Consider the following 24,837-nt stretch of genomic DNA (forward strand, 5'->3'; position numbering starts at 1 on the left):
GAAACGGACATGGGTGAACGGCTGAACGACGGCGCGGGCCACGGCCGTCGCCGCGCGCACCCTGACGACGGCGTCCCCGGACCGCCGGGGTTCGAGGCGCGGCTCGCCCAGGCCCTGCGCGAACCCGGCGACCTTGCGGGCGAGGGCAGCGAGGGCGAACTGCGGGCGCTCGCCGCCTTCCGGACCGCCCGGGAGGCGGGTGCGCACCACGTCCGCACCCGGCGCCGGGACGACTGGCGGCCCAGGGCGCGACGCCACACCGTGCGCTCGCTGCGGGTCACGCTCTGCGCTCTCGTCGCCGGCCTCGCGCTGGGCGGGGCCGCGTTCGCCGCGATCGGCTCCGGCGTCCACGGCGACGGGGCCGACGGCGCGAGGCGCACCGAGCCGTCGGCGGGGGCGCCCGCCGACGCCTCGGACCCGTCCGGGACGAGTTCCGCCGCCCCCTCCACGACGGACGAGGCCGACCGGGACCGCCCCGCGAGCGCCGGGGACGACGACGCCCACTGCCGCGCCTACGACAAGGTCCGGGGGCGGGGCGACGCGATGGACTCCACCGCCTGGCGGCGGCTTGTGACGGCCGCGGGCGGCGAGAAGAACGTCCCGGCGTACTGCGCGGCCCAGGAGCGGCGGACGGCGAACGGCGCGGGCAGCGGCAAGCCCGGCGGTGACACGGCGGACGGACCCGCGAAGCCCGAAAGGAGCCCGGCCCGGGGGCAGGGCGGCGGCGCCGGGAAGGGTTCCGGCGGCGAGAAGGGTTCCGGCGCGGACAGCGGTTCCGGGAGCGGCGGCGCTGTGACGCCCGCGAAGCCCCCCGCGTCCGCGAAGCCCGGGACTTCCGCCAAGGCGGCGGATCCGGCGAAGGCGCAGGACACCGGGGCCGGCAGCGGCGGGTGACCCGCCGCCACGGCAACGGCCGAGGCCGCCACCCCCCACAGGAGAGGCCCCGGCCGTCGCGCGGCACGGGCCGCGCGGCGGCCCGTACTCTCTACAGCGCCGTGCGTGCGTTTTCTGTCACACCCCGAGCACATCCAGTGCGTCACGAGTCAGTTGCATGTTCTACGAACATGGACGCGCGGCTGTTTCAGGTCGTAACGTGCCTTTCGCGCCGGACGGCCAAGCGGCAGACCACCGCAAACGACCTGCGGTCCTCAGAAACCGCGCACCATCGACCGAGGAACCACGACGTGGGGGACGACGCGGAGCTGACAGCCGCGGTGCTCGCGGCACAGAACGGGGACGAGACCGCGTTCCGGACCGTGTACCGCGCGGTGCACCCGCGGCTGCTCGGGTACGTGCGCACGCTCGTCGGCGATCTCGACGCCGAGGACGTGACCTCCGAGGCCTGGCTGCAGGTCGCCCGGGACCTGGAGCGGTTCAGCGGCGACGCGGACCGCTTCCGGGGCTGGGCCGCCCGGATCGCCCGCAACCGCGCCCTGGACCATGTGCGCATGCGCGGCAGACGCCCGGCGACGGTCGCCGACGAGACCGAGCTGACCGGCCGGGCCGCCGCGTCCGACACCGCGGGCGAGGCCATGGAGGCGCTGGCCACCGGCCACGCCCTCGGCCTCATCGCCCGGCTGCCGCAGGACCAGGCCGAGGCCGTCGTCCTGCGCGTGGTGATGGGCCTGGACGCCAAGACGGCCGCCGAGACGCTCGGCAAACGACCAGGCGCGGTCCGCACGGCCGCGCACCGCGGCCTGCGGAAGCTCGCCGAACTGCTCGGCGGGGATCCGGAGTCGCCGGGGGCGCTCGACGCGCTGCCGCCTCAACCAGGCCCGTGCTCGCGGGCGGTGACGTCCGCGGGTGTGACGCGTGTGCGCGCGCGGACGCAGAAGGACATGTGATGGCCGACAAGCAGGACAGGTGGCTGGACCGCGAGACGGCGGAGCGTCTGCTGCGCGGTGAGTCACCCGACAATGCTGTCGACGGCCCGGCCCGGGAAGAGGCCGAACGGCTCGCCCGGACCCTGGGCGCGCTGTCCGCGTTGTCGGAGCGGTCTGCGTTGTCCGCGCTTTCTGCGTTGTCGCCCTCCAGCGCCGGGTCCCCGGGCGACGACGAGGAGCTCCCCGGCGAGGCCGCGGCCCTGGCAGCCTTCCGCAAGGCGCACGCCGACCGCACCGACCTCGCTTTCCGCGCCGCCCCGTCCGCCGCGGCGGACCGCGCGGTACCCGTCGGCGGCGCCGGACAGGCGGCGCGCGCCGAGGTGTTCGCCGCCGACGCCGGCCTGGTGCGGATCGGCGGTCCGGTCCCGGCGTCCGGCCGTCCCACCCGCTGGAGCCGATCCGTGCGTCTGGGGCTGGCCGCGGCGCTGGCCGTCGGGGTGGCCGGCGGAGTCGCGGCCGCGAGCGGGACGGGCCTCCTGCCGACGCCGTTCGGCGGCGCGGAGCCGGGCCGCCCCGGGGTGTCCGTCTCCGCCCCGGCGTCCCCCGGCCGGGCGCTCGTCCCGCCGTCCCCGGACGCCTCCGGCACGGTCGGCGGCGGCACGGCTCCCGCGACGCCGGACGGCGGGCACAGGGCCGTCGGCGGCGGAACCGCCGGGGACGGGACGACGGACGACGGCGTCCCGGTGCCTCCGGCTTCTCCCGGCGCATGGCCGCCCGGTGTGATCGCGTCCTGCCGTGAGCTGGGCTCCGGCAGGATCCCGGACGCCGAGCGGCGACGCGCCCTGGAGCACCGTGCGGGCGGCCCGAAGCGGGTACCGGCGTTCTGCGCCGGCGTCCTCCAGGGCGTCGGCGCGACCTCCCGCGGCGACGACCGCGGCACGGGGAAGGGCGCCGCCGGCCGGAACGCCGGAAAGGGCCGGGGCGACGGCGGGAGCAAGGGCGGGGCGAGCGGCCGCGGCGGCCCGGACGGCAAGTCCGGCCGGGGCGACGACGGCGACGACCGAGGCCACGGACATCCGGGCGTCACCCGCGGCAACGGCGGAAACACCGGGCACGGCGGAAGTGGTGGTGGCCGCGGTCATCACGACGGCCGTCACCACGACGGCCGCCGTCCACACGGTCACTGACCTGCGGTTTCTTAATTCGTCGAAATTTTTCGACGAGAGGTGTGACGTTTTCCGCGGGTGGAACGCAGTAACAAGTGAGCCGACTGGTCATCGGCCCTTGCACCGAGCCGGGGTTCCCCCCGTACCTTCGGCTCGTGCGCCTGGCGCGGGCGGGACACGTTCCCCCGGTCCCGCCCGCGCCCCTTACACCCGCCCCCGCCCCGCCCCCGTGCCCCGTGCCGTCCCGGCATGGTGAGGAACGGCGTCTGCGGCCATCCTGGGAGGAAGGTCCCGGAGCGGACAGACCAGCGGGAGGCATCGCACCCATGGCGCGTGAGTCGGAGTCCGGACTGCCCATCGAGCCGGTCTACGGGCCGCAGGACCTGACCGGCTGGGATCCCGTCGAGAGACTGGGCGAGCCGGGCGGCTACCCCTTCACCCGGGGCGTGTACCCGTCGATGTACACCGGCCGCCCCTGGACCATGCGCCAGTACGCGGGCTTCGGCACCGCGGCGGAGTCCAACGCCCGATACCGGCAGCTGATCGCCCACGGCACGACGGGCCTGTCGGTCGCCTTCGACCTGCCGACCCAGATGGGTTACGACTCCGACGCCCCGATCGCCCACGGGGAGGTCGGCAAGGTGGGCGTCGCGGTCGACTCGGTCGACGACATGCGGGTGCTGTTCGGCGGGATCCCGCTGGACGAGGTCTCGACGTCGATGACGATCAACGCGCCCGCGGCGCTGCTCCTGCTGATGTACCAGCTGGTCGGCGAGGAGCAGGGCGTCCCGGCGGCGCGGCTCACGGGCACGGTCCAGAACGACGTCCTCAAGGAGTACATCGCGCGCGGCACGTACATCTTCCCGCCGAAGCCCTCACTGCGGCTGACCGCCGACATCTTCAGGTACTGCAGGGCCGAGATCCCGAGGTGGAACACCATCTCGATCTCCGGTTACCACATGGCGGAGGCGGGCGCCTCGCCCGCGCAGGAGATCGCCTTCACTCTGGCGGACGGCATCGAGTACGTGCGTACGGCGGTGGCGGCGGGGATGGACGTGGACGACTTCGCACCCCGCCTCTCGTTCTTCTTCGTGGCCCGTACGACGATCCTCGAAGAGGTCGCGAAGTTCCGCGCCGCACGCCGGATCTGGGCCCGGGTGATGAAGGAGGAGTTCGGCGCGCGGAACCCCAGGTCGCTGATGCTGCGCTTCCACACGCAGACGGCCGGCGTGCAGCTCACCGCCCAGCAGCCCGAGGTGAACCTGGTGCGGGTCGCCGTCCAGGGTCTGGCCGCGGTCCTGGGCGGTACCCAGTCGCTGCACACCAACTCCTTCGACGAGGCGATCGCGCTGCCCACGGACAAGAGCGCGCGCCTCGCCCTGCGCACCCAGCAGGTACTGGCCCACGAGACGGACGTGACGGCGACCGTCGACCCCTTCGCGGGCTCCTACGCCGTCGAGAGGATGACCGACGAGGTCGAGGCGGCGGCCGTCGGGCTCATGCGCAGGGTCGAGGACCTCGGCGGTGCGGTGGCGGCCATCGAGCAGGGCTTCCAGAAGAACGAGATCGAGCAGAACGCCTACCGCATCGCGCAGGAGACCGACTCCGGCGAGCGGGTGGTGGTCGGCGTCAACCGCTTCCGGCTCGACGCCGAGGAGCCCTACGAGCCGCTCCGCGTCGACCCGGCCATCGAGGCCCGGCAGGCGGATCGGCTCGCGAGGCTGCGGGCCGAACGCGACCGGCCGGCGGTGGACACCGCGCTGGACGCCCTGAGGAAGGCGGCGGAGGGCGAGGGCAACGTCCTCTACCCGATGAAGGAAGCGCTGCGGGCGCGGGCGACGGTCGGCGAGGTGTGCGACGCCCTCCGGGAGGTCTGGGGGACGTACGTGCCGTCGGACGCCTTCTGAGCCGGCGGTTCCCTCGCCGGGGCGGCCGTGGACGGTCTCCAGGCGCCCCCGGTCACGCCGGACGCGGAGCCGCCGGACCGGTCGGCGGAGGCCGTTCCGGCCCGGGGGGCCTGCTCTGACGGTCGGGCGACCGTCAGGGCAGGCTCAGGCGCCGACACGCGCCCGGTACGCGTCCGAGCCGTCCACGGACGGGCCCGCCCAGCCCACGTAGCCGTCCGGGCGGACCAGGAACACCCCGTCGTCCAGGGTCAGCAGAGTCCAGTCCGGGCCCCTGAGCCGGTCGAAGAGGCGGACGCCGTCCACCGTCAGGTCGGGGACGCGGTCACCGGCGCGCAGCGCGCCCGGGGCCGGCCTCGTCTCCTCGCTCAGCGACGACTCCCGGTAGTGCAGCCCCAGCTGCCGGGTCCCCGCGCCCCGGCGCGCCTGGTTCCGGTGGATCGCCGTCGACAGTCCGAGGACGTGTTCGGCCACCGGACGCCGTTCCTCCTCGTAGGTGTCGAGCAGAGCCTGCGGCGCCCGCCCGCTCAGCACCGCGCCCAGCTTCCAGCCCAGGTTGTAGGCGTCCTGGACGCTGGTGTTGAGGCCCTGGCCGCCCGCCGGGGAGTGGACGTGCGCCGCGTCCCCGGCGAGGAAGACCCGGCCCTCGCGGAAGCGGTCCGCCAGGGCGGCGCGGGGGCGGAATTCGGAGGACCAGCGGACCTCGGTGACGTCCGCGGGGGAGAGGTGCGTGCGCTCGGCGACCGCCTTGCGGACGCCGTCCGGGGAGAGGTCGATGTCCGTGCGGCCGGAGAGCTGAGCCACCAGCTGGAAGTCCTCCGTGCCCGGCAGCGGGCAGATCGACGCGTAGCCGGCGCCCTGTCCGCTCGGCGGGAAGACGTGCCACCGGTCCCGGCCGAGGCCGGGGATGCGCACGTCCGCCACCAGCAGCGGGTACGGGTCGACCGTCTCGCCCGACATGGCGATGCCGAGCGCCCGGCGGACCGTCGAGCGGCCTCCGTCGGCGGCGACCGCGTACCGGGCGCGGATCTCCTCGCCGGAGGCCAGGCGCGCCGTCACACCGTCCTCGTCCTGGCCGATCCCGGCGACCTCGCGGCCGAAGGCGACCGTCCCGCCCAGTTCCTCCAGCCGCGCCCGCAGGATCTCCTGGTTGCGCCACTGCGGGACCATCCAGGGGACGGTGAACCGGGAGATTTCCCCGCCGTCCTCCACGGGGTCGAAGATCCGGTGCTCCCCGGTCCGGCGGCCGTCCGTCCAGACGACGCTCACGGGGTACGGGCCTCCGGCGGCGAGGACCTCGTCGACGACGCCGAAGTCCTCGTAGACCTCCAGGGTGCGCGGCTGGAGGCCCTTGCCGCGTGAGCCGGGGGCGAGGGTCTCACCCCGCTCCAGCAGCAGCGCGTCGACGCCGCGCCGGGCCAGGTCGATGCCGAGGGCGAGGCCGGTGGGGCCCGCGCCGACGATCAGCACGTCCACGCGCCCGTCCCGCCGTCCGTCCCGCCGCCTGTCCGGCCGCGGGTTCCGCCGCCGGGTGTCCGTGTCCACGGCGTCACCGTTCACCGCATCTCCTTAACGCTGTTAAGTGCCGTCCCCCACGAGGGTGTCCTTAACGGCGTTAAGCTGTCAAGCGTGAGCATCGAACGACGCGTGCCCCTGGACCGCGAGCGGGTCGCCGACACCGCCCTGCGGCTGCTCGACGAGGTGGGCCTCGACGGCCTGACGCTGCGGGCCATCGCCCGTGAGCTGGACGTCAAGGCGCCCGCTCTGTACTGGCATTTCAAGGACAAACAGGCGCTGCTGGACGAGATGGCCACCGAGATGTTCCGGCGGATGACCGCCAGAACCGCGCTCGGTCCCGACGACACCTGGCAGGAGCGGCTGCGCAAGTCCAACCGGGGGTTGCGCGAGGCGCTGCGCGGCTACCGCGACGGCGCGAAGGTCTTCAGCGGCTCACGCTTCACCGAGCTCGTGCACGCCGAGCAGATGGAGGACACCCTGCGACTGTTCACGGCCGCGGGCTTCACCCTCGCCCAGGCCGTCCGCGCGACCTCGACGTCGTACCTGTACACCCTCGGGTTCGTCACCGAGGAGCAGGGCGTCCAACCACGGCCCGGCGAACGGCGCGAGGGGTACGACCTCGACGAACGGGCGCGTTCCATGCGGGAGTTCCCGCTGGCCGCGCAGGCGGGCGCGGAGATCTTCGCCGACTACGACCGGCACTTCGAGGAGGGCCTCGAGATCGTCGTGGCCGGGATCGCCGCACAATACGGGGTCCGTTAGGCCCGCGAGAGCGCGCGCCGGAGCCGGGGTGCCAGCGGTTTCTCCACGCAGCGGTTGAGCAGCAGGGCCAGCAGCAGCATCGCGACGAGGGTCAGTGCGAAGGTCGCCGCCGACGGCAGACGCAGACCGCGGTGCAGAAAGCGGATCGCCACCCAGCCGAGATGCTCGTGGACCAGATAGAACGGGTACGTCAGCGTCCCCGCGACCGTGAGCCAGCGCCAGTTCGCCCGGTGCAGGAGGCCCAGCGCGATCGCCCCGACCGCCACGAAGCCGAAGGCGACCACGAGGACGACGCCGAGGCTCGTGCGGTGGGCGAAGGCATGCGGGTCCGGGACGCCGGACAGTCGGCGCACCGCGTAGTGCTGGCCGATCAGGAAGCCCGCGGCCACGATTCCCCAGGCGTAGGGGTCGCGCCGGTCGCGGTGGACGAGGTGGAGGCCGACCCCGCCGACGAAGAACGGCGCGTATTCGGGCATCAGGACGAGATCGAGCAGCGGCTCGTGCGCCGCCTGCGCGATCGCGGCGGCCATCGTCCAGCCCGCGCAGAACATCACGACCCGGCGGCGGTTCGCGCCCGGCAGGACGACGCACAGCGCGAACAGGACGTAGAAACGTATCTCCACCCACAGCGTCCAGCACACGCCGAGCACCCGGTCCGCGCCCAACGGCTGCTGGAGCAGGGTCAGATTGACCAGCGCGTCGCTCGGGGAGACGGCCGCGAAGACGACCGGCGGCAGCGCGAAGACCGCCGTCACCAGCAGGACGGCGGCCCAGTAGGCGGGCATCAGCCGGGACACGCGTGAGGCGGCGAACGACCGCGGCGTCCGGCCCCAGCCGCTCATGCAGATCACGAACCCGCTGATCACGAAGAAGACCTGGACGCCGAGGCAGCCGTACGAGGCGAAGACGTGCAGCGTGGGGAACTGCACCCTCGGCGAGGTCCCCCACGCGCGCGAGACCTCGCCGTCGCGGCCCGCGTAGTGGTACACCGCCACCATCAGCGCGGCGACCAGCCGCAGCCCGTCCAGGGCCCGCAGTCTGCCCTCGGCCCTGCCCGGCCCGTCCGGCCCGCCCGGTCCACCGGTCCCGTGGACCGGCGCCGTCGCGGCGGGCGATGCCGTCGCGGCGGGCGATGCCGGTGACGTGCCGCTCACGACCGTCTCGGTCATGCCCGTACCCCTCGCAGTCGTGTCCGTCGTCGTGTCTGCCGTCGTGCCCGTGGTCGTGTGCGTCGTCATTTCCGTCGGCGGACGGCCCTGCGCAGCGCCCTCGCCCGCCGCACCACCCGGCGCGTGGCGGCGTGGCGCGGAAGGAAGGCCAGCCGCTGCGGGATGCCGCCCGGCAGCCCGAGGGCGGTGAGCCGCCTGCGCCTGAAGTACCGCCCGGTGCGCGGACCGAGACGGGTGCGCAGATACCGCTCGGCGACCGGTCGCAGCCCCGGATGCAGCTGGGGCTGCATCACGAAGCCCACCGCCGCGAGCAGTTCGGCCACCGTGTCCGCCTCGACGCTGTGTTCGCTTCCGCGGTCCTCCAGGTCCGGGAGCAGCGCGTCGGCCAGCACGACGGGCACGCGGTTGCTGTTCTGGTAGGGGACCAGCCGTTCCAGCAGCCACTCGGTGCCGACGCGGGCCACGGGCAGCCCGAAGAAGGAGGAGGCGGTGAACAGGGCCGTCGAGAAGCAGCCGACGACCAGCGCGGGACGCGCCCGGTCGAACAGCACCTCGGCGAGCACCGGCGTCCCGAGGACGGTCAGCGTGACGCCCAGCCGCTCCGCCTCGGCCTCCAGGGCACGGCCGTAGCGGGCCGGCGCGCTCGGATGCGGTGCGAAGACGACCGTACGGTGACCGCGCGCGACCGCCCCGCGCAGCATGCGCGCATGCAGTTCCTCCTCCTGCTGCGGGGTGAGGATCTCCAGCGCGGAGAGGTACTGGCCGAGCAGCAGCGCGCACTCCTCGGGCAGCGGCGGCAGCTCCGGCACGGCGTCGGCGACCTCTCCCAACACCTTCAGGAAGGCGGTGGTGGGCACGGTCTGCGCGGGCGCGCCGAACTCGGTGAGCAGCAGCGGCGTCAGTCCCGGCACCAGGTCCAGGTGGAGCACCCGCCGCACCCGGGTGCCGAGCAGCGGGTCGAGCTTGTCGCGGGTGGGGCCGTAACTCATCAGGCCGTCCGCGTAGACGTCGACGGGCGCTCCGGGGAACAGCTGGGCGATGGCCTGGGCCGGGTTGACCTGGATGGACTCCAGGACGATCGTCACCCGGTCGTCGCCCAGGCCCCACAGCTGCCGCAGGTACCGCTCGAGGAGGGGCACGTCGTCGGGGCGCGGGGACCAGGCGCCCGGGTGGAAGGGGCTGATGGCGTCGTTCCAGGAGCGGACCTCGTCGAAGCGGTCCCGCAGCGCGGCGAAGCCCGGCATCTCGTCGAGGGCGGGGGACGTCTCGGGCGTCGTCGCGTTGTTGCACACCAGCAGCAGCCGGCGGTCCGCGGGCGCGAAGACGTCCGCGTCGAGGGCGGCGGCGAGGGTGGCGGCGCCGTAGAGGGTGGAGGCGCAGAAGATCTGGGTCGTACGGGCGGCCGCGCGGGGCGCGGTGTGCTCCGGGGCGTGGTGCGCGGTGTGCTCCGGGGCGGGGGGCGTGGGGGACATCAGGCGGCCGCCTTCGCGGAGACGATTCTCCGGCGCAGTCGCCGGAGCTTGGCGGAGCGGCTCGGGTCCATGCGGTCGAGCACGTCGGTGAGCAGCTCCTGGGGCAGGCGCCGGACGGCGGCGGCGCTTCGCGTGCGCAGCTGTCCGGCGACGGCGGGCTCGAACTTGTCGATGTCCGCGAGGTGGTGGGCGATGATCGCGCAGTAGGTGCGCACCGCCTTGGGCAGCAGCAGGTCGGCGTCCCGGTCCCGTGCGGTCTCCTCGACCACCTGGTCGAAGGCGCGGATGAAGTCCAGCTGCCGGGCGTCGCCGATCCGGGTGAGGGACGAGGCGACACCCCGGCGGTAGAAGACGCCGTGCAGGTTCACCACCGCGAAGGACTCCGCCTCCCGGTGCAGCTTCCAGATCCACGGCCGGTCCTCGGCGGTGCGCAGCCCGTCGGTGAAGTGCAGCAGGCCGCGGTCGAGGAGGCGGCGGTGGTAGACGCCGGCCCAGGCGTAGGCGTAGTCGACGGACGTGGAGCGGTCGGCGGGCAGGATCGCCCGGCGGGGGTCGAGGACCTCCCCGCGCAGCCCGTGCGGGTGCCGGACCAGCGTGCGGGCGCGGCCGGTGGCCTGGACGTGGTCCGTGCGCACGAAATCGCAGCCCAGCTCCTCGATCGCGGCGACGAGTTCGCCCAGATGGCCGCGTGAGAGCCAGTCGTCTCCGTCCAGGAACGTCAGGTATTCGCCCTGTGCCGCATTGAGTCCGGTATTGCGCGCGGTGGCGAGACCGCCGTTCTCCGCGTGGCGCACATGACGTACCTGGGCGACCTTCGAAAGAGCCTCGGCCGCCTGTTCGAGAATTTCCGGGGTCTCATCCGTGGAATGGTCGTCCACCAGCACGAACTCGAATTCGTGACGGGCATTCATGTGAAGACTTCTGAGGGTGTCCGGCGCGTACGGACGGACGTTGTAGAACGGCACGATCACAGAGAGCTTGGGCACGGGGGAAAGCCTAGGAGGGCCTCCGGCGGCGGAACTTAGCGACGAGAGGACGCGGGGTGAACTGAATGTGGCGGATTCGTGCACCCCGTCTTCCGGCAGGCGGCCGACGGGCCGGTTCGGATTCCGGTGTCGCGTTGTTAACTTCTCGTTGATCGGGCATTGGGTAAATCACGTGTTTTGCTTTCTAGCGTCTTCGGTGTGCCAGCAAGTACTGCGAACCCCCCACGGATTGCCGTTCTCGCGGACTCCGACACCCGATGGAAATGGGGTGCGCTGACCGCGACGCGGACAGCGCCCTCGGCCCCCGTCCTGGACGGCTTCCTGCTGCGGGGCCGGGCCACCCCGACCCCCCGTCAGCTGGCCGAGGTCGGTGTGCGCGCCGACTCGCTGCGCGAGGTCACCGCCGTCGAGTTCCTGCGCGTCGTGGCGAGCACGCCGTACGACGTCCTCGTCCTCGCGCTGGTCGGCGGCAGCGTCCAGGCCCTCCTGCACGGTCTGAAGCGGGTCGCGGAGAACGGCGGGAGGCGCCCCGTCGTCGTCACCGGCTATGTCGGCGTCGTCTACGAGAAGCTCGCCGACGGACTGCTGCTGCGGCACGGCGCCGACCTCGTCCTCGCCAACTCCCGTCAGGACGCGGAGCGTTTCCGCGCCGTGTACGAGGGGGTCGGCGCCGACGCCTCGGCGGTGACCGAAGTGGCCCTGCCGTTCCTGGGCGGCACGCCGTACACCGGCGAACACGACCCGTTCACCGTGGTGTTCGCGGCGCAGCCCTCGGTGCCGGAGAACCGCGCGGACCGCGCCTACCTGCTGGACCGGCTGGTGCGGCACGCGCGTCTGCACCCGGAGCGCGACGTGCTGCTGAAGCTCCGCTCCAGGCCGGGGGAGCACACCACCCACATCGAGGAACTGCCCTACCAGAAGCTGGCGCGGGGGCTCGACCTGCCGTCCAACCTCCGCCTGGTGTACGGGCACATGGGCGAGGTCCTCGACCGCACCGACCTCCTCGTCACGGTCAGCTCGACAGCCGCCCTGGAGTCCCTGCACCGCCGGATCCCCACCGTGGTCCTCACCGACCTCGGGGTGCGTGAGGCGCTCGGCAACCACCACTTCGTCGGGTCCGGCTGCCTGGCCTCCTGGGACCAGCTCGACGCGGGGCACCGCCCCGACCCCGACGAGGACTGGGTGTCCCGCCAGGGAGTCGCCGCCGGGGACCCCTCCGGGGGAGACCCCTACGCCCGCGCCTTCGCCCCGGCCCGCGACCGCATCGCCGGACTCCTCGACAGCCCCGCCGGGCCGCCGCCCCTGACCCCTTACTACACACCCGCCGTCGCACCGGGCTACCTCCCCGGCATCCTCGCCCGCCACCACCTCGGCCCCGACGGCAGTCCCCTTCCCGGCGCCCCGGCCGCGGCCGGCACCCCCGGCCCGGTCCGCCGGACCGTCCGCAGGGCGGCCCGCGGCGCCTACCGGCACGGCGTCCAGCGCGTGGCCCCGGTGATCCGCCGCATGGGGGAGCTGTGAGTTCCCCGGCGGCTCCCTCGGCGGCCTCTCCGGGAGCCTTCTCCGGCGCCTGCCCGACGGGCTCCCCAGCGACCTCCCCTCTGACCTCTCCAGGAGCAGCGCCCATGCCCGACTCAGCAGCCGGCGTGCGCCGTGTTCTCGCCGTGATCCCCGCGCGCGGGGGCTCCAAGGGCGTGCCCGCGAAGAACCTCGCCCCGGTGGGCGGCGTCCCGCTGGTCGCCCGCGCGGTCCGCGAGTGCCGGGCCGGCCGGCTCGTCACGGACGTGGTCGTGTCCACCGACGACCCCGCCGTCGCCGCGGCGGCCCGCGAGGCGGGCGCCGAGGTCGTGCTGCGTCCGGCCGCCCTCGCCGGGGACACGGCGACCTCGGAGGCGGCCGTCCTGCACGCCCTGGACGCCCACGAGGCCCTGCACGGCTCCCCGGTGGACGTCGTCCTGCTCGTCCAGTGCACCAGCCCGTTCCTCGTCCGTGAGGACATCGACGGCGTCGCCGCGGCCGTCGCCGAACAGGGCGCCGACACGGCCGTCACGGTGGCTCCCTTCCACGGCTTCGTCTGGCGCCGTTCGGACGAGGCGGGCGAGGGCGGCGCCGGGGTCAACCACGACCGGTCCTTCCGCCCGCGCCGCCAGGACCGCCCCCAGGACTTCCTGGAGACCGGCGCCGCCTACGCGATGGACGCGGCCGGTTTCCGCAGACACGGGCACCGCTTCTTCGGCCGCACCGAACTCGTGCGCACCGACCCCGCCCGCGTCCTGGAGATCGACGACCCGCACGACCTCGCCCGTGCCCGCGCGCTCGCCCCGCTCCTCGACGCCGACCTCCCCGGCTCCCTGCCCACCGCCGCCGACGTCGACGCCGTCGTGCTCGACTTCGACGGCACCCAGACCGACGACCGGGTGCTGATCGACTCCGACGGACGCGAGCTCGTCTCCGTCCACCGCGGCGACGGCCTCGGCATCGCCGCCCTGCGCCGGTCCGGTCTGCGGATGCTGATCCTCTCCACCGAGCGCAACCCCGTCGTCGCCGCCCGCGCCCGCAAGCTCGGCCTTCCCGTCCTGCACGGCGTCGACCGCAAGGACCTCGCGCTCAAGCAGTGGTGCGAGGAACAGGGCGTCGCGCCCGAGCGCGTGCTCTACGTCGGCAACGACGTCAACGACCTTCCCTGCTTCGCGCTCGTCGGCTGGCCGGTCGCGGTCGCGAGCGCCCACGACGTCGTCCGCGGCGCCGCCCGCGCGGTCACCGCCCGGCCCGGCGGCGACGGCGCGATCCGGGAGATCGCCGGCTGGATCCTCGGCCCCTCCCTCGACACCCTCCCCCAGTAAGGAACGTTCCGCCATGAGCACCAGCACCAGCACCCGCACCCGCACCAGCACCAGCACCGATGTCACGCCCCGCATCAACGCCCGCCTGCGCCTCCTCGGTTCCCGCCCCGTCGGACCCGGCCACCCCGTCTACGTCACCGGCGAGATCGGCATCAACCACAACGGCGACCTCGACAACGCCCTCAGGCTGATCGACGCGGCCGCCGAGGCCGGCTGCGACGCCGTCAAGTTCCAGAAGCGCACGCCCGAGATCTGCACCCCGCGCGACCAGTGGGACGTCGAGCGCGACACGCCCTGGGGCCGGATGACGTACATCGACTACCGCCACCGCGTCGAGTTCGGCGAGGACGAGTACCGCCGGATCGACGCGTACTGCCGGGAGAAGGGCATCGCCTGGTTCGCGTCGCCGTGGGACACCGAGGCGGTCGCCTTCCTGGAGCAGTTCGACGTGCCCGCGCACAAGGTGGCGTCCGCGTCCCTGACCGACGACGAACTGCTGCGCGCCCTGCGTGCCACCGGCAGGACGGTCATCCTGTCCACCGGCATGTCGACCCCGCGGCAGATCCGCCACGCGGTCGAGGTCCTCGGCTCGGACAACATCCTCCTGTGCCACGCCACCTCGACCTACCCGGCCAGGGCCGAGGAGCTCAACCTCCGGGTGATCAACACCCTGGAGCGGGAGTACCCCAACGTGCCGATCGGCTACTCCGGCCACGAGACCGGCCTGCAGACCTCCCTGGCCGCCGTCGCCCTCGGCGCCGTCTTCGTCGAGCGCCACATCACCCTGGACCGCGCGATGTGGGGCTCCGACCAGGCGGCCTCCGTGGAGCCGGGCGGCCTGACCCGCCTCGTCCGCGACATCCGCACCATCGAGGCGTCCCTCGGCGACGGCGTCAAGAAGGTCTACGACTCCGAGCTCGGCCCGATGCGCAAGCTGCGCCGCGTCCCGGGCGTCGTCGCCCAGGCGGAGATCGCGGCGGCGGCGGGCGAGCCGCTCGCGGTCTGACCCGCGTGTCCCTCCGAGTGCCCCACGGGATGGTCGTCCGACGATGAGTCCTCGCGCCGGGAAGAACACCGGCCCCACCCCCCACACCCTCGCCTTCGTGGAGAGCCCGGTGCAGCTCCTGAACGTCCTGGAGTGGGCGCACTCCCGGGGGCTGCACCGGCGGCGGGAGTCCGGCGCGGGGCTCACCCTCGTCGTGCTGTCCCCGACCGACCCGATGACCCGCGGCCAGCTGCGGCGGATGGCCGAGCTGGCCCGCCGGGAAGGGCACACCGTCCGTTGGGAGGAGGCCCGCGACGGCGCCGCGGCCCCCTTCCGCACCGTCGGCGGTCTCACCGGCCTGCTGCGGCGCGCGGACCGGATGGTGATGGGCGACCCGTTCTCCCGTTACGTCCAGCTGCTGCTGACCCTCACCCGGGCGGGCGAACTCGTCGTGGTGGACGACGGCACCGCGACCATGGAGTTCGTCGGCCAGCTGGCCCGCGGCGAACGCCTGGTGCGCTGGCACCGCAAGGGCGCCCGGGCGAGCCTGCGCGACCTGCTCTTCGCCCCGGTCTCCGCCGTGGCCCGCCACCGCCTCACGCCGGGCGCGGACCACCGCGTCGAGGTGTTCTCCGCGATGCCGATCACGGACGCCCCGGACGGCGTGGTCCGCACGGCCAACCGCTTCGCCTGGACCCGGGACCGCTTCGGCCCGCCGCGCGTCACGAAGGGCGCGGACATGGTGGGCACCTCGCTGGTGGAGACGGGAGTGGTCGACGCCGACCGCTATGTGGAGGCCGTCCGGGCCCTGGCCAAAGCCCACGGCGTCACCCGCTACTTCGCGCACCGCCGCGAGAGCGCGGAGAAACTCCACCGGCTGGCCGTGGAGACGGGACTGCAGATCGTGCGCCCCGAACTCCCGCTGGAACTGATCGCCCGCCGGGGTCCCATCGGCCGGACGGTCCTCAGCTTCCCGTCCACGGTCGTCCACACGCTGCCCCTGGCCCTGGCGGGGACGGAGGTGCGCGTCACGGTCTGCGACATCGACCCGGCCTGGCTGACCGCCCACGCCTCGCCTCGGGCGCAGGGCTTCCTGGCCGGGGTCACGGGGACCGCGCGCGCCGCGCACGGACTGACGGCGGTGAACCCGGCCTGACCCCCCTGCCCGCGTCACCCGCGTCACCCGCGTGGGCGGACCCCTTCTCAGCCGGCCTTCCGTCTCCCGCCGCCTGCCTTCGGTCCCCCGCCCGGCTTCCTGCTCCGGTCTGCGGGCCGGGGCGCCGGATCTGAGATCCCGGGTCCAGGGTCCCGGGTCCCCGGCTCCGGTTCTTCCCGACGGCCGGACCGGTCGCGACGCCGTGCCCCCGGCGTCGCGTCCCGGCGTCGCCCGCGTGGCGGGACCGCGGCGCGCGGGCGATGATGCCGGGACCGGTCCCGGAACGTGGACAGGCACGGCGTGCCTCGAGCGGTCCGTGGTATCCGTGAGAGGAAGGAACAAGTGTGGGAGCCGAACCGGAATCGGCGGAGTTTACCCACCCCCCACAGCAGCCATGCGCCGCGCGGCCGACTTTTCTTCGCCTGACGGGTTGAAGTTTTGTTGATCGTAGGTCGGTCGACCGCCTCGGCGTCCTACCCTTCAGAGGGTGAAGCAACTGATGTCCCGAGAGTCCGAGGCCGATCCTTCAGGGGAAGACACCCTCCCCGGCGTCCTGCCGGAGGAGCTGCGCGCAGAGCTCGTGGCCTTCCGCCGCGACCTGCACATGCACCCTGAGCTGGGCAACCAGGAGTTCCGTACGACGGCCGCGATCAAGGCCCGCCTGGAGAAGGCGGGGCTCGCACCACGTGTGCTCGCCGTCGGCACCGGCCTCATCTGCGACATCGGGACGGTGGGCGCGGCCGACGGCGTTCCCGTCCTGGCCATGCGCGCGGACATCGACGCGCTGCCCATCCCGGACACCAAGACCGAGTGCGCCTACCGGTCGACCGTCCCGGACCGCGCACACGCCTGCGGCCACGACGTGCACACCACCGTCGTCCTCGGCGCCGGGCTCGTCCTGGCCGAGCTGCACCGCCAGGGCCGGCTCCCGCGCCCCGTACGGCTGATCTTCCAGCCCGCCGAGGAGGTGCTGCCCGGCGGCGCCGCCGACGCCATCGAGGACGGCGCGCTGGACGGCGTCGGCCGGATCATCGCCGTGCACTGCGACCCCCGGGTCGACGCCGGCCTGATCGGTCTGCGCGAGGGCGCCATCACCTCCGCCTGCGACCGGCTGGAGATCTCCCTGGACGGGCCCGGCGGCCACACCGCCCGCCCCCACCTCACCACCGACCTGGTCACGGCGGCCGCCCGCGTGGTCACCGACGTGCCCGCGCTGGTCGGGCGGCGGGTCGACACCCGGGCCGGGCTCGCCGTCACCTGGGGCCGGATCGAGAGCGGCCACGCGCCCAACGTCATCCCGCAGCACGCCGAGCTGTCCGGCACCGTCCGCTGCCTGGACATCGAGGCGTGGCGGCAGGCGCCGGACATCGTCGTCGCGGCCATCGACGAGGTCGCCAACCTGCACCGCGCCAAGTCCGAGATCAACTACGTGCGGGGCGTCCCCCCGGTCGTCAACGACGCCGACGTCACCGGCCTGCTGCGGGACGCCATGGTCGCCCGGCGCGGTGAGACGGGCGTCGAGGGCACCGAGCAGAGCCTCGGCGGCGAGGACTTCTCCTGGTATCTGGAGCGGGTGCCGGGCGCGATGGCCCGCCTCGGCGTCCGCCCGCCCGGCGAGCGCACCGTTCGCGACCTGCACCAGGGCGACTTCGACGCGGACGAGTCGGCGATCACCGTCGGCGTGGAACTCTTCACGGCGGCGGCCCTGCTGGACGCGGTCACCAGGTAGCCGGAGGCCGGCGGAACGGCCCCCGAGGGCCGCTCCGCCGTCTGGCGCAACCCGGTTGTAAGCCATTCGTCCCCGGTTCGAAATCAACGGCGCGCAGCTGTGAGGCACCGAGTTCAGACGGTGTTCGCCTCGGTTCGATAACGGCGTCGCGAGGGGTGTTTTTCTGACATCTACGCGCGTTACGATGCCGCGAAGCCGACGCCGACAGGGCGTCCTGGCTCGAGCACCGACATGGTGCTCACATCAAGCGCCGACGAGGCGCTCAGGTCAGGTGAAGGAGCCTTCCCGTGCGCCGGGTAGCCAAGCTTTCTGCTGCGTGTATCGCGACCGCAGCTCTCGCCATGACTGCCACCGCGTGTGGCAGCACCTCCTCCGACAGCAGCAGCTCGTCGTCCGCCTCCGGGGGCAGCGGCTCGGGTGTCAAGATCGGTCTCGCCTTCGACGTCGGCGGCCGTGGTGACCGTTCCTTCAACGACTCCGCCGCGCGCGGCGCCGACAAGGCCAAGGGCGAGTTCGGCGGCTCGATCAAGGAGCTGACCGCCAAGACCTCCGACACCGAGGCCGACCGCGAGCAGCGCCTGACCGACCTGGCGCAGGCCGGTTACAACCCCGTCGTCGGTGTCGGCTTCTCCTACGCCGCCTCGATGACCAAGGTCGCCGCGAAGTTCCCGAAGGTCAGCTTCGGCATCGTCGACTCCGTGGTGGACGCGAAGAACGTCGACAGCATCACCTTCACCGAGGAGCAGGGCTCCTACCTGGCCGGTGTCGCCGCGGCGCTGAAGACCAAGAAGAACCACGTCGGCTTCATCGGTGGTGTCGACGTCCCGCTGATCAAGAAGTTCGAGGCGGGCTACGTCCAGGGCGTCCACGACACGAACCCGAAGGTCAAGGTCGACACGCAGTACCTGAGCCACGGCTCGGACTTCTCCGGTTTCGCCAGCCCCGACAAGGGCAAGGCGGCCGCGTCGGGCATGCTGGACAATGGCGCCGACGTGATCTACTCGGCGGCCGGCTCCTCCGGCAACGGCGCGATCGAGGCCGTCAACGGCGTCAAGGGCGCGTGGGCCATCGGTGTCGACTCCGACCAGTACAACATCCCGGGTCTGGCCAAGTACAAGGCCTCGATCCTGACCTCGATGGTCAAGAACGTCGACGTTGGTGTCTACGACTTCATCAAGTCCGTGCACGACGGCAAGCCGCTGACGGGCGTCAACAACTACTCGCTCGCCAAGAACGGTGTCTCGCTGGCCACCAGCGGCGGCTTCATCGACGACATCAAGACCCAGCTGGACGCGGCCAAGCAGAAGATCGTCGACGGCTCCATCACGGTCAAGACCACCCCGTGACCTGACGGTTCCCGACGTACCCCGGCTCGACGAGGGGGGTGGATGAGAACCCCCTCGTCGAGCCATAACAATGTGTCAACTCTACGCGTGTAGCGCGGAGTTGCCGCGCTAGCGTCGCCGACGCCTGCCCTCCCCTACGCAGCCCCTTTTCCCCGAGGAGAGTGCGCCATCAACGCGTCCAGCCCTCCCGCTGCCGTCGAACTGCGCGGCATCACCAAGCGATTCCCCGGCGTCGTCGCCAACCGCGACATCGACATCACGGTCCGCACCGGCACAGTCCACGCCCTGTGCGGTGAGAACGGCGCCGGCAAGTCCACGCTGATGAAGATCCTCTACGGCATGCAGCAGCCGGACGAGGGCACCATCACGGTGAACGGCGAGCGGGTCGTCTTCAGCAACCCCGCCGACGCCATCGCCCGCGGCATCGGCATGGTGCACCAGCACTTCATGCTCGCCGACAACCTCACCGTCCTGGAGAACATCGTTCTCGGCGCGGAGAAGCTCCACGGCATCGGCGCCAAGGCCCGTAAGAAGATCAAGGAGATCTCCGACGCCTACGGTCTGAACGTCCGGCCCGACGTGCTCCTGGAGGAGCTCGGCGTCGCCGACCGCCAGCGCGTGGAGATCCTCAAGGTCCTCTACCGCGGAGCCAAGACCCTCATCCTCGACGAGCCCACCGCCGTCCTCGTGCCGCAGGAGGTCGACGCCCTCTTCGGCAACCTGCGCGAGCTGAAGGCCGAGGGCCTCACGGTCATCTTCATCTCCCACAAGCTGGGCGAGGTGCTGTCCGTCGCCGACGAGATCACCGTCATCCGGCGCGGCACCACCGTCGGCACCGTGAAGCCGGCGGGCACCACCCCCAAGCAGCTCGCCGAGCTGATGGTCGGCAGCGAACTGCCCACACCGGAGACCGAGGAGTCCACGGTCACCGACGTCCCGCTGCTGAAGCTGGACGGACTGCACCTGACCCAGACGGACCTCGACGGCGTCCAGCGGATCATCCTCGACGCGATCTCCTTCACCATCCACAAGGGCGAGGTCCTCGGCATCGCCGGCGTGGAGGGCAACGGCCAGTCCGAGCTGGTCGAGGCGATCATGGGAATCCGCGACCCGGACGCCGGCGTCATCACCCTCGACGGCGCCGACATCTCGCGCTTGCCCACCCGCCGCCGCCGCGAGGCCGGCGTCGGCTACATCCCCGAGGACCGGCACCGCCACGGCCTGCTCCTCGAAGCGCCGCTGTGGGAGAACCGCATCCTCGGCCACGTCACCGAGAAGCCCAACTCCCACGGCCAGCTGCTCGACATCGGGGCCGCCCGCACCGACACCGAGCGCATCGTGCAGGCCTACGACGTCCGCACGCCCGGTATCGACGTGACCGCCGCCTCGCTCTCCGGCGGCAACCAGCAGAAGCTGATCGTCGGCCGCGAGATGAGCCACGCGCCCAAGCTCCTCATCGCCGCCCACCCCACCCGCGGAGTGGACGTCGGCGCGCAGGCCGCCATCTGGGACCACATCCGCGAGGCCCGCCGCGAGGGTCTGGCCGTGCTGCTGATCTCCGCCGACCTGGACGAGCTCATCGGGCTCTCCGACACCCTGCGGGTGATGTACCGCGGCCGGCTGGTCGCCGACGCCGACCCCGCCACGATCACCCCCGAGGAGCTGGGCTCCGCCATGACGGGCGCGGCCACCGGCCACCTGGAGCACACAGAGGACGACGCCCGATGAACAAGCTGACCAAGCGGATCGACAAGGAGCGGCTGCTCCTCGGCATCGCGGCACCGCTGCTGGCGCTCGTCGCCGCGATCGTCGTCACGGCCCTGGTGATCCTGGCCACCGGCAAGAACCCGGGCGCCGCCTTCAGCGACATGCTGACCTACGGCTCCGCCAGCGACAGCCAGGTCTACATCCTCAACAAGGCGACGACGTACTACCTGGCGGGCGTCGCGGTGGCCATCGGCTTCCGCATGAACCTGTTCAACATCGGCGTCGACGGCCAGTACCGGCTCGCCGCGTTCTTCGCCGCCGTCCTCGGCGGCGCGCTGACCACGCCCGGCTGGATCTCCATCCCGCTGATCATCCTGTGCGCCATGGCCACCGGCGCCGTGTGGGCGGGCATCGCCGGTGTCCTCAAGGTGACCCGCGGGGTCAGCGAGGTCATCTCGACGATCATGCTCAACGCGATCGCCACCGCGATCATCGCCTACCTGCTGCAGCCCGGAAAGCTCGCCGAGCTGCAGAGCGGCGGCACGGTCATCTCCACCAAGCCGCTGCCGAAGTCCTCGTACTTCTTCAGCATCGACACCGGCCCCGCCGGAGTGCTGTGGGGCTTCATCGTCATCGCCGTGCTCGTCGGCGTCGCGTACTGGTTCGTGCTCGGCCGCACCCGGTTCGGCTTCGACCTGCGCACGGTCGGCCAGTCCGAGAGCGCCGCCGCCGCGAGCGGTGTCTCCGTCAAGAAGATGATCGCCACCAGCATGGTCATCTCGGGTGCGGTGGCCGGCCTGATCGGCATGCCGACCCTGCTCAACGACAGCCACCAGTTCAGCAACGACTTCCCCTCGGGCATCGGCTTCACCGGCATCGCGATCGCCCTGCTCGGCCGCAACAACCCGGTCGGCATCGCGCTCGGCGCGCTGCTCTGGGGCTTCCTGGAGCGCACGACCAACCACCTCGAGTTCGAGGGCTACGACAAGGAGATCCTCGGCGTCATCCAGGGCGTCATCGTCCTGTGCGTCGTCATCGCCTACGAGCTCGTGCGCCGCTACGGCCTCAAGCGTCAGCAGCAGCGGGTCGGCGCCGAACTCGCCGCCCAGGCCGCCGCCCCGACCCAGAAGCAGGAGGTGGCGTGATGACTGCCACGATGACCGACACGCCGCCGCCCGCGGCGCCCAAGGCGGACGCCCGGAACGGGCGGTCGGGCCGTTCGGCCGGCCAGATCCTCATGATCGTCGCGGGCGCGCTGCTGCTCGTCGCCGCGGTCCGCGTCGCCACCGGCGCCAACCAGCTGACCTCCGACGGCCAGGTCTCCGCCGCCCTCGGCCTGGCGGTGCCCATCGGCCTCGCCGGCCTGGCGGGCCTGTGGTCCGAGCGGTCCGGCGTGGTCAACATCGGCCTCGAGGGCATGATGATCCTCGGCACCTTCGGCGCCGGCTGGATCGGCTGGCAGTCCAACCCCTGGCTGGGCCTGCTGTGCGGCATCGGCTTCGGCGTCCTCGGCGGCCTGGTGCACGCCGTCGCGACCATCACCTTCGGCGTCGACCACATCGTCTCCGGTGTCGCCGTCAACCTGCTCGCGCTCGGCACCACGCAGTACCTCGCCAAGATCTTCTTCTCGGAGGGCAAGCCGGCCGAGGCGGGCGGCAACCCCAAGCAGTCCCCGCCCGTGGACTCGCTGCCCAACATCGACGTGCCGGGTGTCTCGGACGGCCTGCAGTCCCTCGAGAACCACCACTGGTTCCTGATCTCCGACGTCGCGGGCATCCTCGGCGGCCTGGTCACGAACCTGTCCGTGGTCACCCTCCTCGCCCTCCTGCTCTTCGTGGGCAGCTGGTGGCTGCTGTGGCGCACCCCGTTCGGCCTGCGGCTTCGCTCCTGCGGTGAGAACCCGGTCGCCGCGGAGTCCCTCGGCGTCAACGTCTACAAGTACAAGTACGCGGCCGTGGCCGTCTCCGGCGGCCTGGCCGGCCTCGGCGGCGCGTTCCTCGCCCTGGTCACCTCCCACACCTACCTGGAGGGCCAGACCGGCGGCCGCGGATACATCGGCCTCGCGGCCATGATCTTCGGCAACTGGCGGCCGGGCGGCCTGGCCATGGGCGCGGGCCTGTTCGGCTACTCCGACGCGCTGCAGCTGCGCAACGGCGGCCAGACCGTCCACGCGCTGCTGCTCCTGCTGGTCGTGCTCCTCGTCGGGCTGGCGGGCTGGAAGCTGTACCGCAAGGCGCACTGGCAGGGCGGGACCTGCCTCATCGTGGCCGCGCTCGTCCTGCTCTGGTACCTGTTCACCGACGAGGTCCCCAGCGACTTCGTGGGCGCCACCCCGTACGTCGTCACGCTGCTGGTGCTGTCGCTGTCCGCACAGCGGCTGCGCATGCCCAAGGCGGACGGCATGCGCTACCGGAAGGGCCAGGGCAAGTGACCGCGCGGTCCGGCGTCGACTGGGCGGTGCTGCGCGAGCTGGCCCGCGAGGCCATGTCCCACGCGTACGCCCCCTACTCGGGCTACTCCGTCGGGGTCGCCGCCCTGGTCGACGACGGGCGCACGGTCACCGGCTGCAACGTCGAGAACGCGTCCTACGGTCTCGGCCTGTGCGCCGAGTGCGGGCTGGTCTCGGAGCTGCAGCGGACCGGCGGCGGCCGGCTGACGCACTTCACGTGCGTCGACGGGCAGGGCGAGATCCTCGTCCCGTGCGGCCGCTGCCGGCAGCTGCTCTACGAGTTCGGGGGCCCCGACCTGCTCCTGGAGACCCCGGCGGGCATCCTGCCGCTGTCCGAGATGCTGCCCCAGGCCTTCGGCCCGGACCATCTCACCAAGTAACTCCCGTGCGGCCCCTGGCGAGTTGTTCGAACGACTCGCTCCGAGGGGCCGTGCGGCTTCTGGAACACTCGGAAGGAAGCCAAGCCATGGCCATGGACGCCATCTCCGTCATCCGCACCAAGCGGGACCGCGGCGAGCTCAGCGACGAGCAGATCGACTGGGTCATCGACGCGTACACCCGCGGGGAGGTCGCCGACGAGCAGATGTCCGCGCTCGCGATGGCCATCCTCCTCAACGGGATGAACCGCCGGGAGATCGCGCGCTGGACCGCCGCGATGATCGCCTCCGGCGAGCGCATGGAGTTCTCCTCCCTGTCCCGCCCGACGGCCGACAAGCACTCCACGGGCGGCGTCGGCGACAAGATCACCCTCCCGCTGGCGCCTCTGGTGGCGGCCTGCGGAGCGGCCGTCCCGCAGCTCTCCGGCCGGGGCCTCGGCCACACCGGCGGCACGCTGGACAAGCTGGAGTCGATCCCCGGCTGGCGGGCGCTGCTCTCCAACGAGGAGATGCTGTCGGTGCTGGACGGCACGGGCGCGGTGATCTGCGCGGCGGGCGACGGCCTGGCCCCGGCCGACAAGAAGCTCTACGCGCTGCGGGACGTGACCGGCACGGTGGAGGCGATCCCGCTGATCGCCTCGTCGATCATGTCGAAGAAGATCGCGGAGGGCACGGGCTCGCTGGTCCTGGACGTCAAGGTCGGCACCGGCGCGTTCATGAAGACGACGGCCGACGCGCGTGAGCTGGCGTCCACGATGGTCGGCCTGGGCACCGACCACGGGGTGAGGACCGTCGCGCTGCTGACGGACATGTCCACCCCGCTCGGCCTCACGGCAGGCAACGCCCTGGAGGTCCGCGAGTCGGTCGAGGTCCTCGCCGGCGGCGGCCCGGCGGACGTCGTGGAGCTGACGATCGCGCTGGCCCGGGAGATGCTCGACGCGGCCGGCGTGAAGGACGCGGACCCGGCGAAGGCCCTGGCCGACGGCTCGGCCATGGACGTATGGCGGCGCATGATCGCCGCCCAGGGCGGCGACCCCGACGCGCCGCTGCCCACGTCGAAGGAACAGCACGTGATCAAGGCCCCGTCCTCGGGGGTCCTGACCCGCCTCGACGCCTACGGCGTCGGCGTCGCCGCCTGGCGCCTCGGCGCGGGCCGGGCCCGCAAGGAGGACCCCGTGCAGGCGGGCGCGGGCGTCGAGCTGCACGCCAAGCCCGGCGACACGGTCACCGCCGGCCAGCCCCTGCTCACCCTGCACACCGACACCCCGGAGCGCTTCGAGTACGCCCTCCAGGCCGTCGAGGGCGCGTACGACGTCGAGGCCCCCGGAACCGCGTTCACCGCCTCCCCGGTCGTGCTGGAGCGCATCGCCTGACCTGGCCCGCGGTCGCAGGCCGACGGCGTCACAGCCCCCTTTCGGGTGAACGGGATCGGTGGACCGCCACCG

Annotated in this window: 20 protein-coding genes; 16 read left to right on the plus strand and 4 right to left on the minus strand. The window is 72.7% G+C overall.

What is annotated here, in order from left to right; all coding sequences use genetic code 11:
* The first annotated feature begins 9 nt into the window (after positions 1 to 9).
* The 4 genes from IE239_RS20495 to IE239_RS20510 all read left to right on the plus strand — a co-directional run bounded on the left by IE239_RS20495 (position 10) and on the right by IE239_RS20510 (position 4,896).
* Positions 10 to 894 (plus strand): hypothetical protein, encoded by an 885-nt coding sequence (locus IE239_RS20495; protein ID WP_190150800.1) that lies wholly within the window; start codon positions 10 to 12, stop codon positions 892 to 894.
* 290 nt (positions 895 to 1,184) lie between these two features.
* Positions 1,185 to 1,844 carry an RNA polymerase sigma factor gene (locus tag IE239_RS20500; RefSeq protein ID WP_190150801.1) on the plus strand — a complete coding sequence of 220 codons (660 nt, stop codon included), beginning with the start codon at positions 1,185 to 1,187 and terminating at the stop codon, positions 1,842 to 1,844.
* Positions 1,844 to 3,010, plus strand: a complete 1,167-nt coding sequence (locus tag IE239_RS20505; protein WP_190150802.1) for a hypothetical protein — start codon at positions 1,844 to 1,846, stop codon at positions 3,008 to 3,010. The genes IE239_RS20500 and IE239_RS20505 overlap by 1 nt, the downstream gene beginning before the upstream one ends.
* Positions 3,011 to 3,315: 305 nt before the next feature.
* The gene (locus IE239_RS20510; RefSeq protein WP_190150803.1) at positions 3,316 to 4,896 is read left to right on the plus strand and encodes an acyl-CoA mutase large subunit family protein; all 1,581 of its coding nucleotides are present in this window, start codon (positions 3,316 to 3,318) and stop codon (positions 4,894 to 4,896) included.
* A 144-nt stretch (positions 4,897 to 5,040) separates the two neighbouring features.
* On the opposite strand, the gene IE239_RS20515 is transcribed toward IE239_RS20510, so the two are convergent.
* Positions 5,041 to 6,369, minus strand: coding sequence for an FAD-dependent monooxygenase (locus tag IE239_RS20515; RefSeq protein ID WP_190150930.1), 1,329 nt, complete (start codon positions 6,367 to 6,369; stop codon positions 5,041 to 5,043).
* A 153-nt stretch (positions 6,370 to 6,522) separates the two neighbouring features.
* Here IE239_RS20515 and IE239_RS20520 point away from each other — a divergent pair, with 153 nt between their 5' ends.
* The gene (locus IE239_RS20520; RefSeq protein ID WP_190150804.1) at positions 6,523 to 7,173 is read left to right on the plus strand and encodes a TetR/AcrR family transcriptional regulator C-terminal domain-containing protein; all 651 of its coding nucleotides are present in this window, start codon (positions 6,523 to 6,525) and stop codon (positions 7,171 to 7,173) included.
* Here the strand turns inward: IE239_RS20520 and IE239_RS20525 are convergent.
* The 3 genes from IE239_RS20525 to IE239_RS20535 all read right to left on the minus strand — a co-directional run bounded on the left by IE239_RS20525 (position 7,170) and on the right by IE239_RS20535 (position 10,800).
* Entirely contained in the window at positions 7,170 to 8,342 is a 1,173-nt protein-coding gene (locus IE239_RS20525) for an acyltransferase family protein (protein ID WP_190150805.1), read from the minus strand. The two genes, IE239_RS20520 and IE239_RS20525, sit on opposite strands and share 4 nt — an antisense overlap.
* Before the next feature lie 65 nt (positions 8,343 to 8,407).
* Positions 8,408 to 9,814, minus strand: a complete 1,407-nt coding sequence (locus IE239_RS20530; RefSeq protein ID WP_229878205.1) for a polysialyltransferase family glycosyltransferase — start codon at positions 9,812 to 9,814, stop codon at positions 8,408 to 8,410.
* Positions 9,814 to 10,800 (minus strand): glycosyltransferase family 2 protein, encoded by a 987-nt coding sequence (locus IE239_RS20535; RefSeq protein WP_190150806.1) that lies wholly within the window; start codon positions 10,798 to 10,800, stop codon positions 9,814 to 9,816. The genes IE239_RS20530 and IE239_RS20535 overlap by 1 nt, the downstream gene beginning before the upstream one ends.
* Before the next feature lie 198 nt (positions 10,801 to 10,998).
* Between IE239_RS20535 and IE239_RS20540 the strand changes: the two genes are divergently transcribed.
* The 11 genes from IE239_RS20540 (at position 10,999) to IE239_RS20590 (ending at position 24,765) form a co-directional block, all read left to right on the plus strand.
* Positions 10,999 to 12,321: a DUF6716 putative glycosyltransferase gene (locus tag IE239_RS20540; RefSeq protein WP_190150807.1), complete on the plus strand. Its 1,323-nt coding sequence runs from the start codon at positions 10,999 to 11,001 to the stop codon at positions 12,319 to 12,321.
* Positions 12,322 to 12,425: 104 nt separating this feature from the next.
* Positions 12,426 to 13,643 (plus strand): acylneuraminate cytidylyltransferase, encoded by a 1,218-nt coding sequence (locus IE239_RS20545; protein WP_190150808.1) that lies wholly within the window; start codon positions 12,426 to 12,428, stop codon positions 13,641 to 13,643.
* Positions 13,644 to 13,656: 13 nt separating this feature from the next.
* Positions 13,657 to 14,649 (plus strand): N-acetylneuraminate synthase family protein, encoded by a 993-nt coding sequence (locus IE239_RS20550; protein WP_229878206.1) that lies wholly within the window; start codon positions 13,657 to 13,659, stop codon positions 14,647 to 14,649.
* 43 nt (positions 14,650 to 14,692) lie between these two features.
* Entirely contained in the window at positions 14,693 to 15,784 is a 1,092-nt protein-coding gene (locus tag IE239_RS20555; protein ID WP_190150809.1) for a hypothetical protein, read from the plus strand.
* A 499-nt stretch (positions 15,785 to 16,283) separates the two neighbouring features.
* The gene (locus IE239_RS20560; RefSeq protein WP_190150933.1) at positions 16,284 to 17,513 is read left to right on the plus strand and encodes an amidohydrolase; all 1,230 of its coding nucleotides are present in this window, start codon (positions 16,284 to 16,286) and stop codon (positions 17,511 to 17,513) included.
* A 287-nt stretch (positions 17,514 to 17,800) separates the two neighbouring features.
* Positions 17,801 to 18,859, plus strand: a complete 1,059-nt coding sequence (locus tag IE239_RS20565; protein ID WP_190150810.1) for a BMP family lipoprotein — start codon at positions 17,801 to 17,803, stop codon at positions 18,857 to 18,859.
* Positions 18,860 to 19,027: 168 nt separating this feature from the next.
* Entirely contained in the window at positions 19,028 to 20,587 is a 1,560-nt protein-coding gene (locus tag IE239_RS20570; protein WP_373308127.1) for an ABC transporter ATP-binding protein, read from the plus strand.
* Positions 20,584 to 21,711, plus strand: coding sequence for an ABC transporter permease (locus IE239_RS20575; RefSeq protein ID WP_190150811.1), 1,128 nt, complete (start codon positions 20,584 to 20,586; stop codon positions 21,709 to 21,711). The genes IE239_RS20570 and IE239_RS20575 overlap by 4 nt, the downstream gene beginning before the upstream one ends.
* Positions 21,711 to 22,997 carry an ABC transporter permease gene (locus IE239_RS20580; RefSeq protein WP_190150812.1) on the plus strand — a complete coding sequence of 429 codons (1,287 nt, stop codon included), beginning with the start codon at positions 21,711 to 21,713 and terminating at the stop codon, positions 22,995 to 22,997. The genes IE239_RS20575 and IE239_RS20580 overlap by 1 nt, the downstream gene beginning before the upstream one ends.
* Positions 22,994 to 23,395, plus strand: a complete 402-nt coding sequence (locus IE239_RS20585; RefSeq protein ID WP_190150813.1) for a cytidine deaminase — start codon at positions 22,994 to 22,996, stop codon at positions 23,393 to 23,395. Before IE239_RS20580 ends, IE239_RS20585 begins: the two co-directional genes overlap by 4 nt.
* 86 nt (positions 23,396 to 23,481) lie before the next feature.
* Positions 23,482 to 24,765 carry a thymidine phosphorylase gene (locus tag IE239_RS20590; protein ID WP_190150814.1) on the plus strand — a complete coding sequence of 428 codons (1,284 nt, stop codon included), beginning with the start codon at positions 23,482 to 23,484 and terminating at the stop codon, positions 24,763 to 24,765.
* Positions 24,766 to 24,837: the final 72 nt, after the last annotated feature.

It is taken from the genome of Streptomyces humidus (assembly GCF_014649655.1).
Lineage (GTDB): Bacteria > Actinomycetota > Actinomycetes > Streptomycetales > Streptomycetaceae > Streptomyces > Streptomyces humidus.

Bases quoted from the DNA above. Each gene is read 5' to 3' on its own strand.
- IE239_RS20525 (WP_190150805.1), bottom strand. From the start codon at position 8,342: ATGACCGAGACGGTCGTGAGCGGCACGTCACCGGCATCGCCCGCCGCG.
- IE239_RS20580 (WP_190150812.1), top strand. From the start codon at position 21,711: ATGACTGCCACGATGACCGACACGCCGCCGCCCGCGGCGCCCAAGGCG.
- IE239_RS20545 (WP_190150808.1), top strand. From the start codon at position 12,426: ATGCCCGACTCAGCAGCCGGCGTGCGCCGTGTTCTCGCCGTGATCCCC.
- IE239_RS20495 (WP_190150800.1), top strand. From the start codon at position 10: ATGGGTGAACGGCTGAACGACGGCGCGGGCCACGGCCGTCGCCGCGCG.
- IE239_RS20575 (WP_190150811.1), top strand. From the start codon at position 20,584: ATGAACAAGCTGACCAAGCGGATCGACAAGGAGCGGCTGCTCCTCGGC.
- IE239_RS20555 (WP_190150809.1), top strand. From the start codon at position 14,693: ATGAGTCCTCGCGCCGGGAAGAACACCGGCCCCACCCCCCACACCCTC.
- IE239_RS20550 (WP_229878206.1), top strand. From the start codon at position 13,657: ATGAGCACCAGCACCAGCACCCGCACCCGCACCAGCACCAGCACCGAT.
- IE239_RS20505 (WP_190150802.1), top strand. From the start codon at position 1,844: ATGGCCGACAAGCAGGACAGGTGGCTGGACCGCGAGACGGCGGAGCGT.
- IE239_RS20590 (WP_190150814.1), top strand. From the start codon at position 23,482: ATGGCCATGGACGCCATCTCCGTCATCCGCACCAAGCGGGACCGCGGC.
- IE239_RS20530 (WP_229878205.1), bottom strand. From the start codon at position 9,814: ATGTCCCCCACGCCCCCCGCCCCGGAGCACACCGCGCACCACGCCCCG.
- IE239_RS20560 (WP_190150933.1), top strand. From the start codon at position 16,284: ATGTCCCGAGAGTCCGAGGCCGATCCTTCAGGGGAAGACACCCTCCCC.
- IE239_RS20510 (WP_190150803.1), top strand. From the start codon at position 3,316: ATGGCGCGTGAGTCGGAGTCCGGACTGCCCATCGAGCCGGTCTACGGG.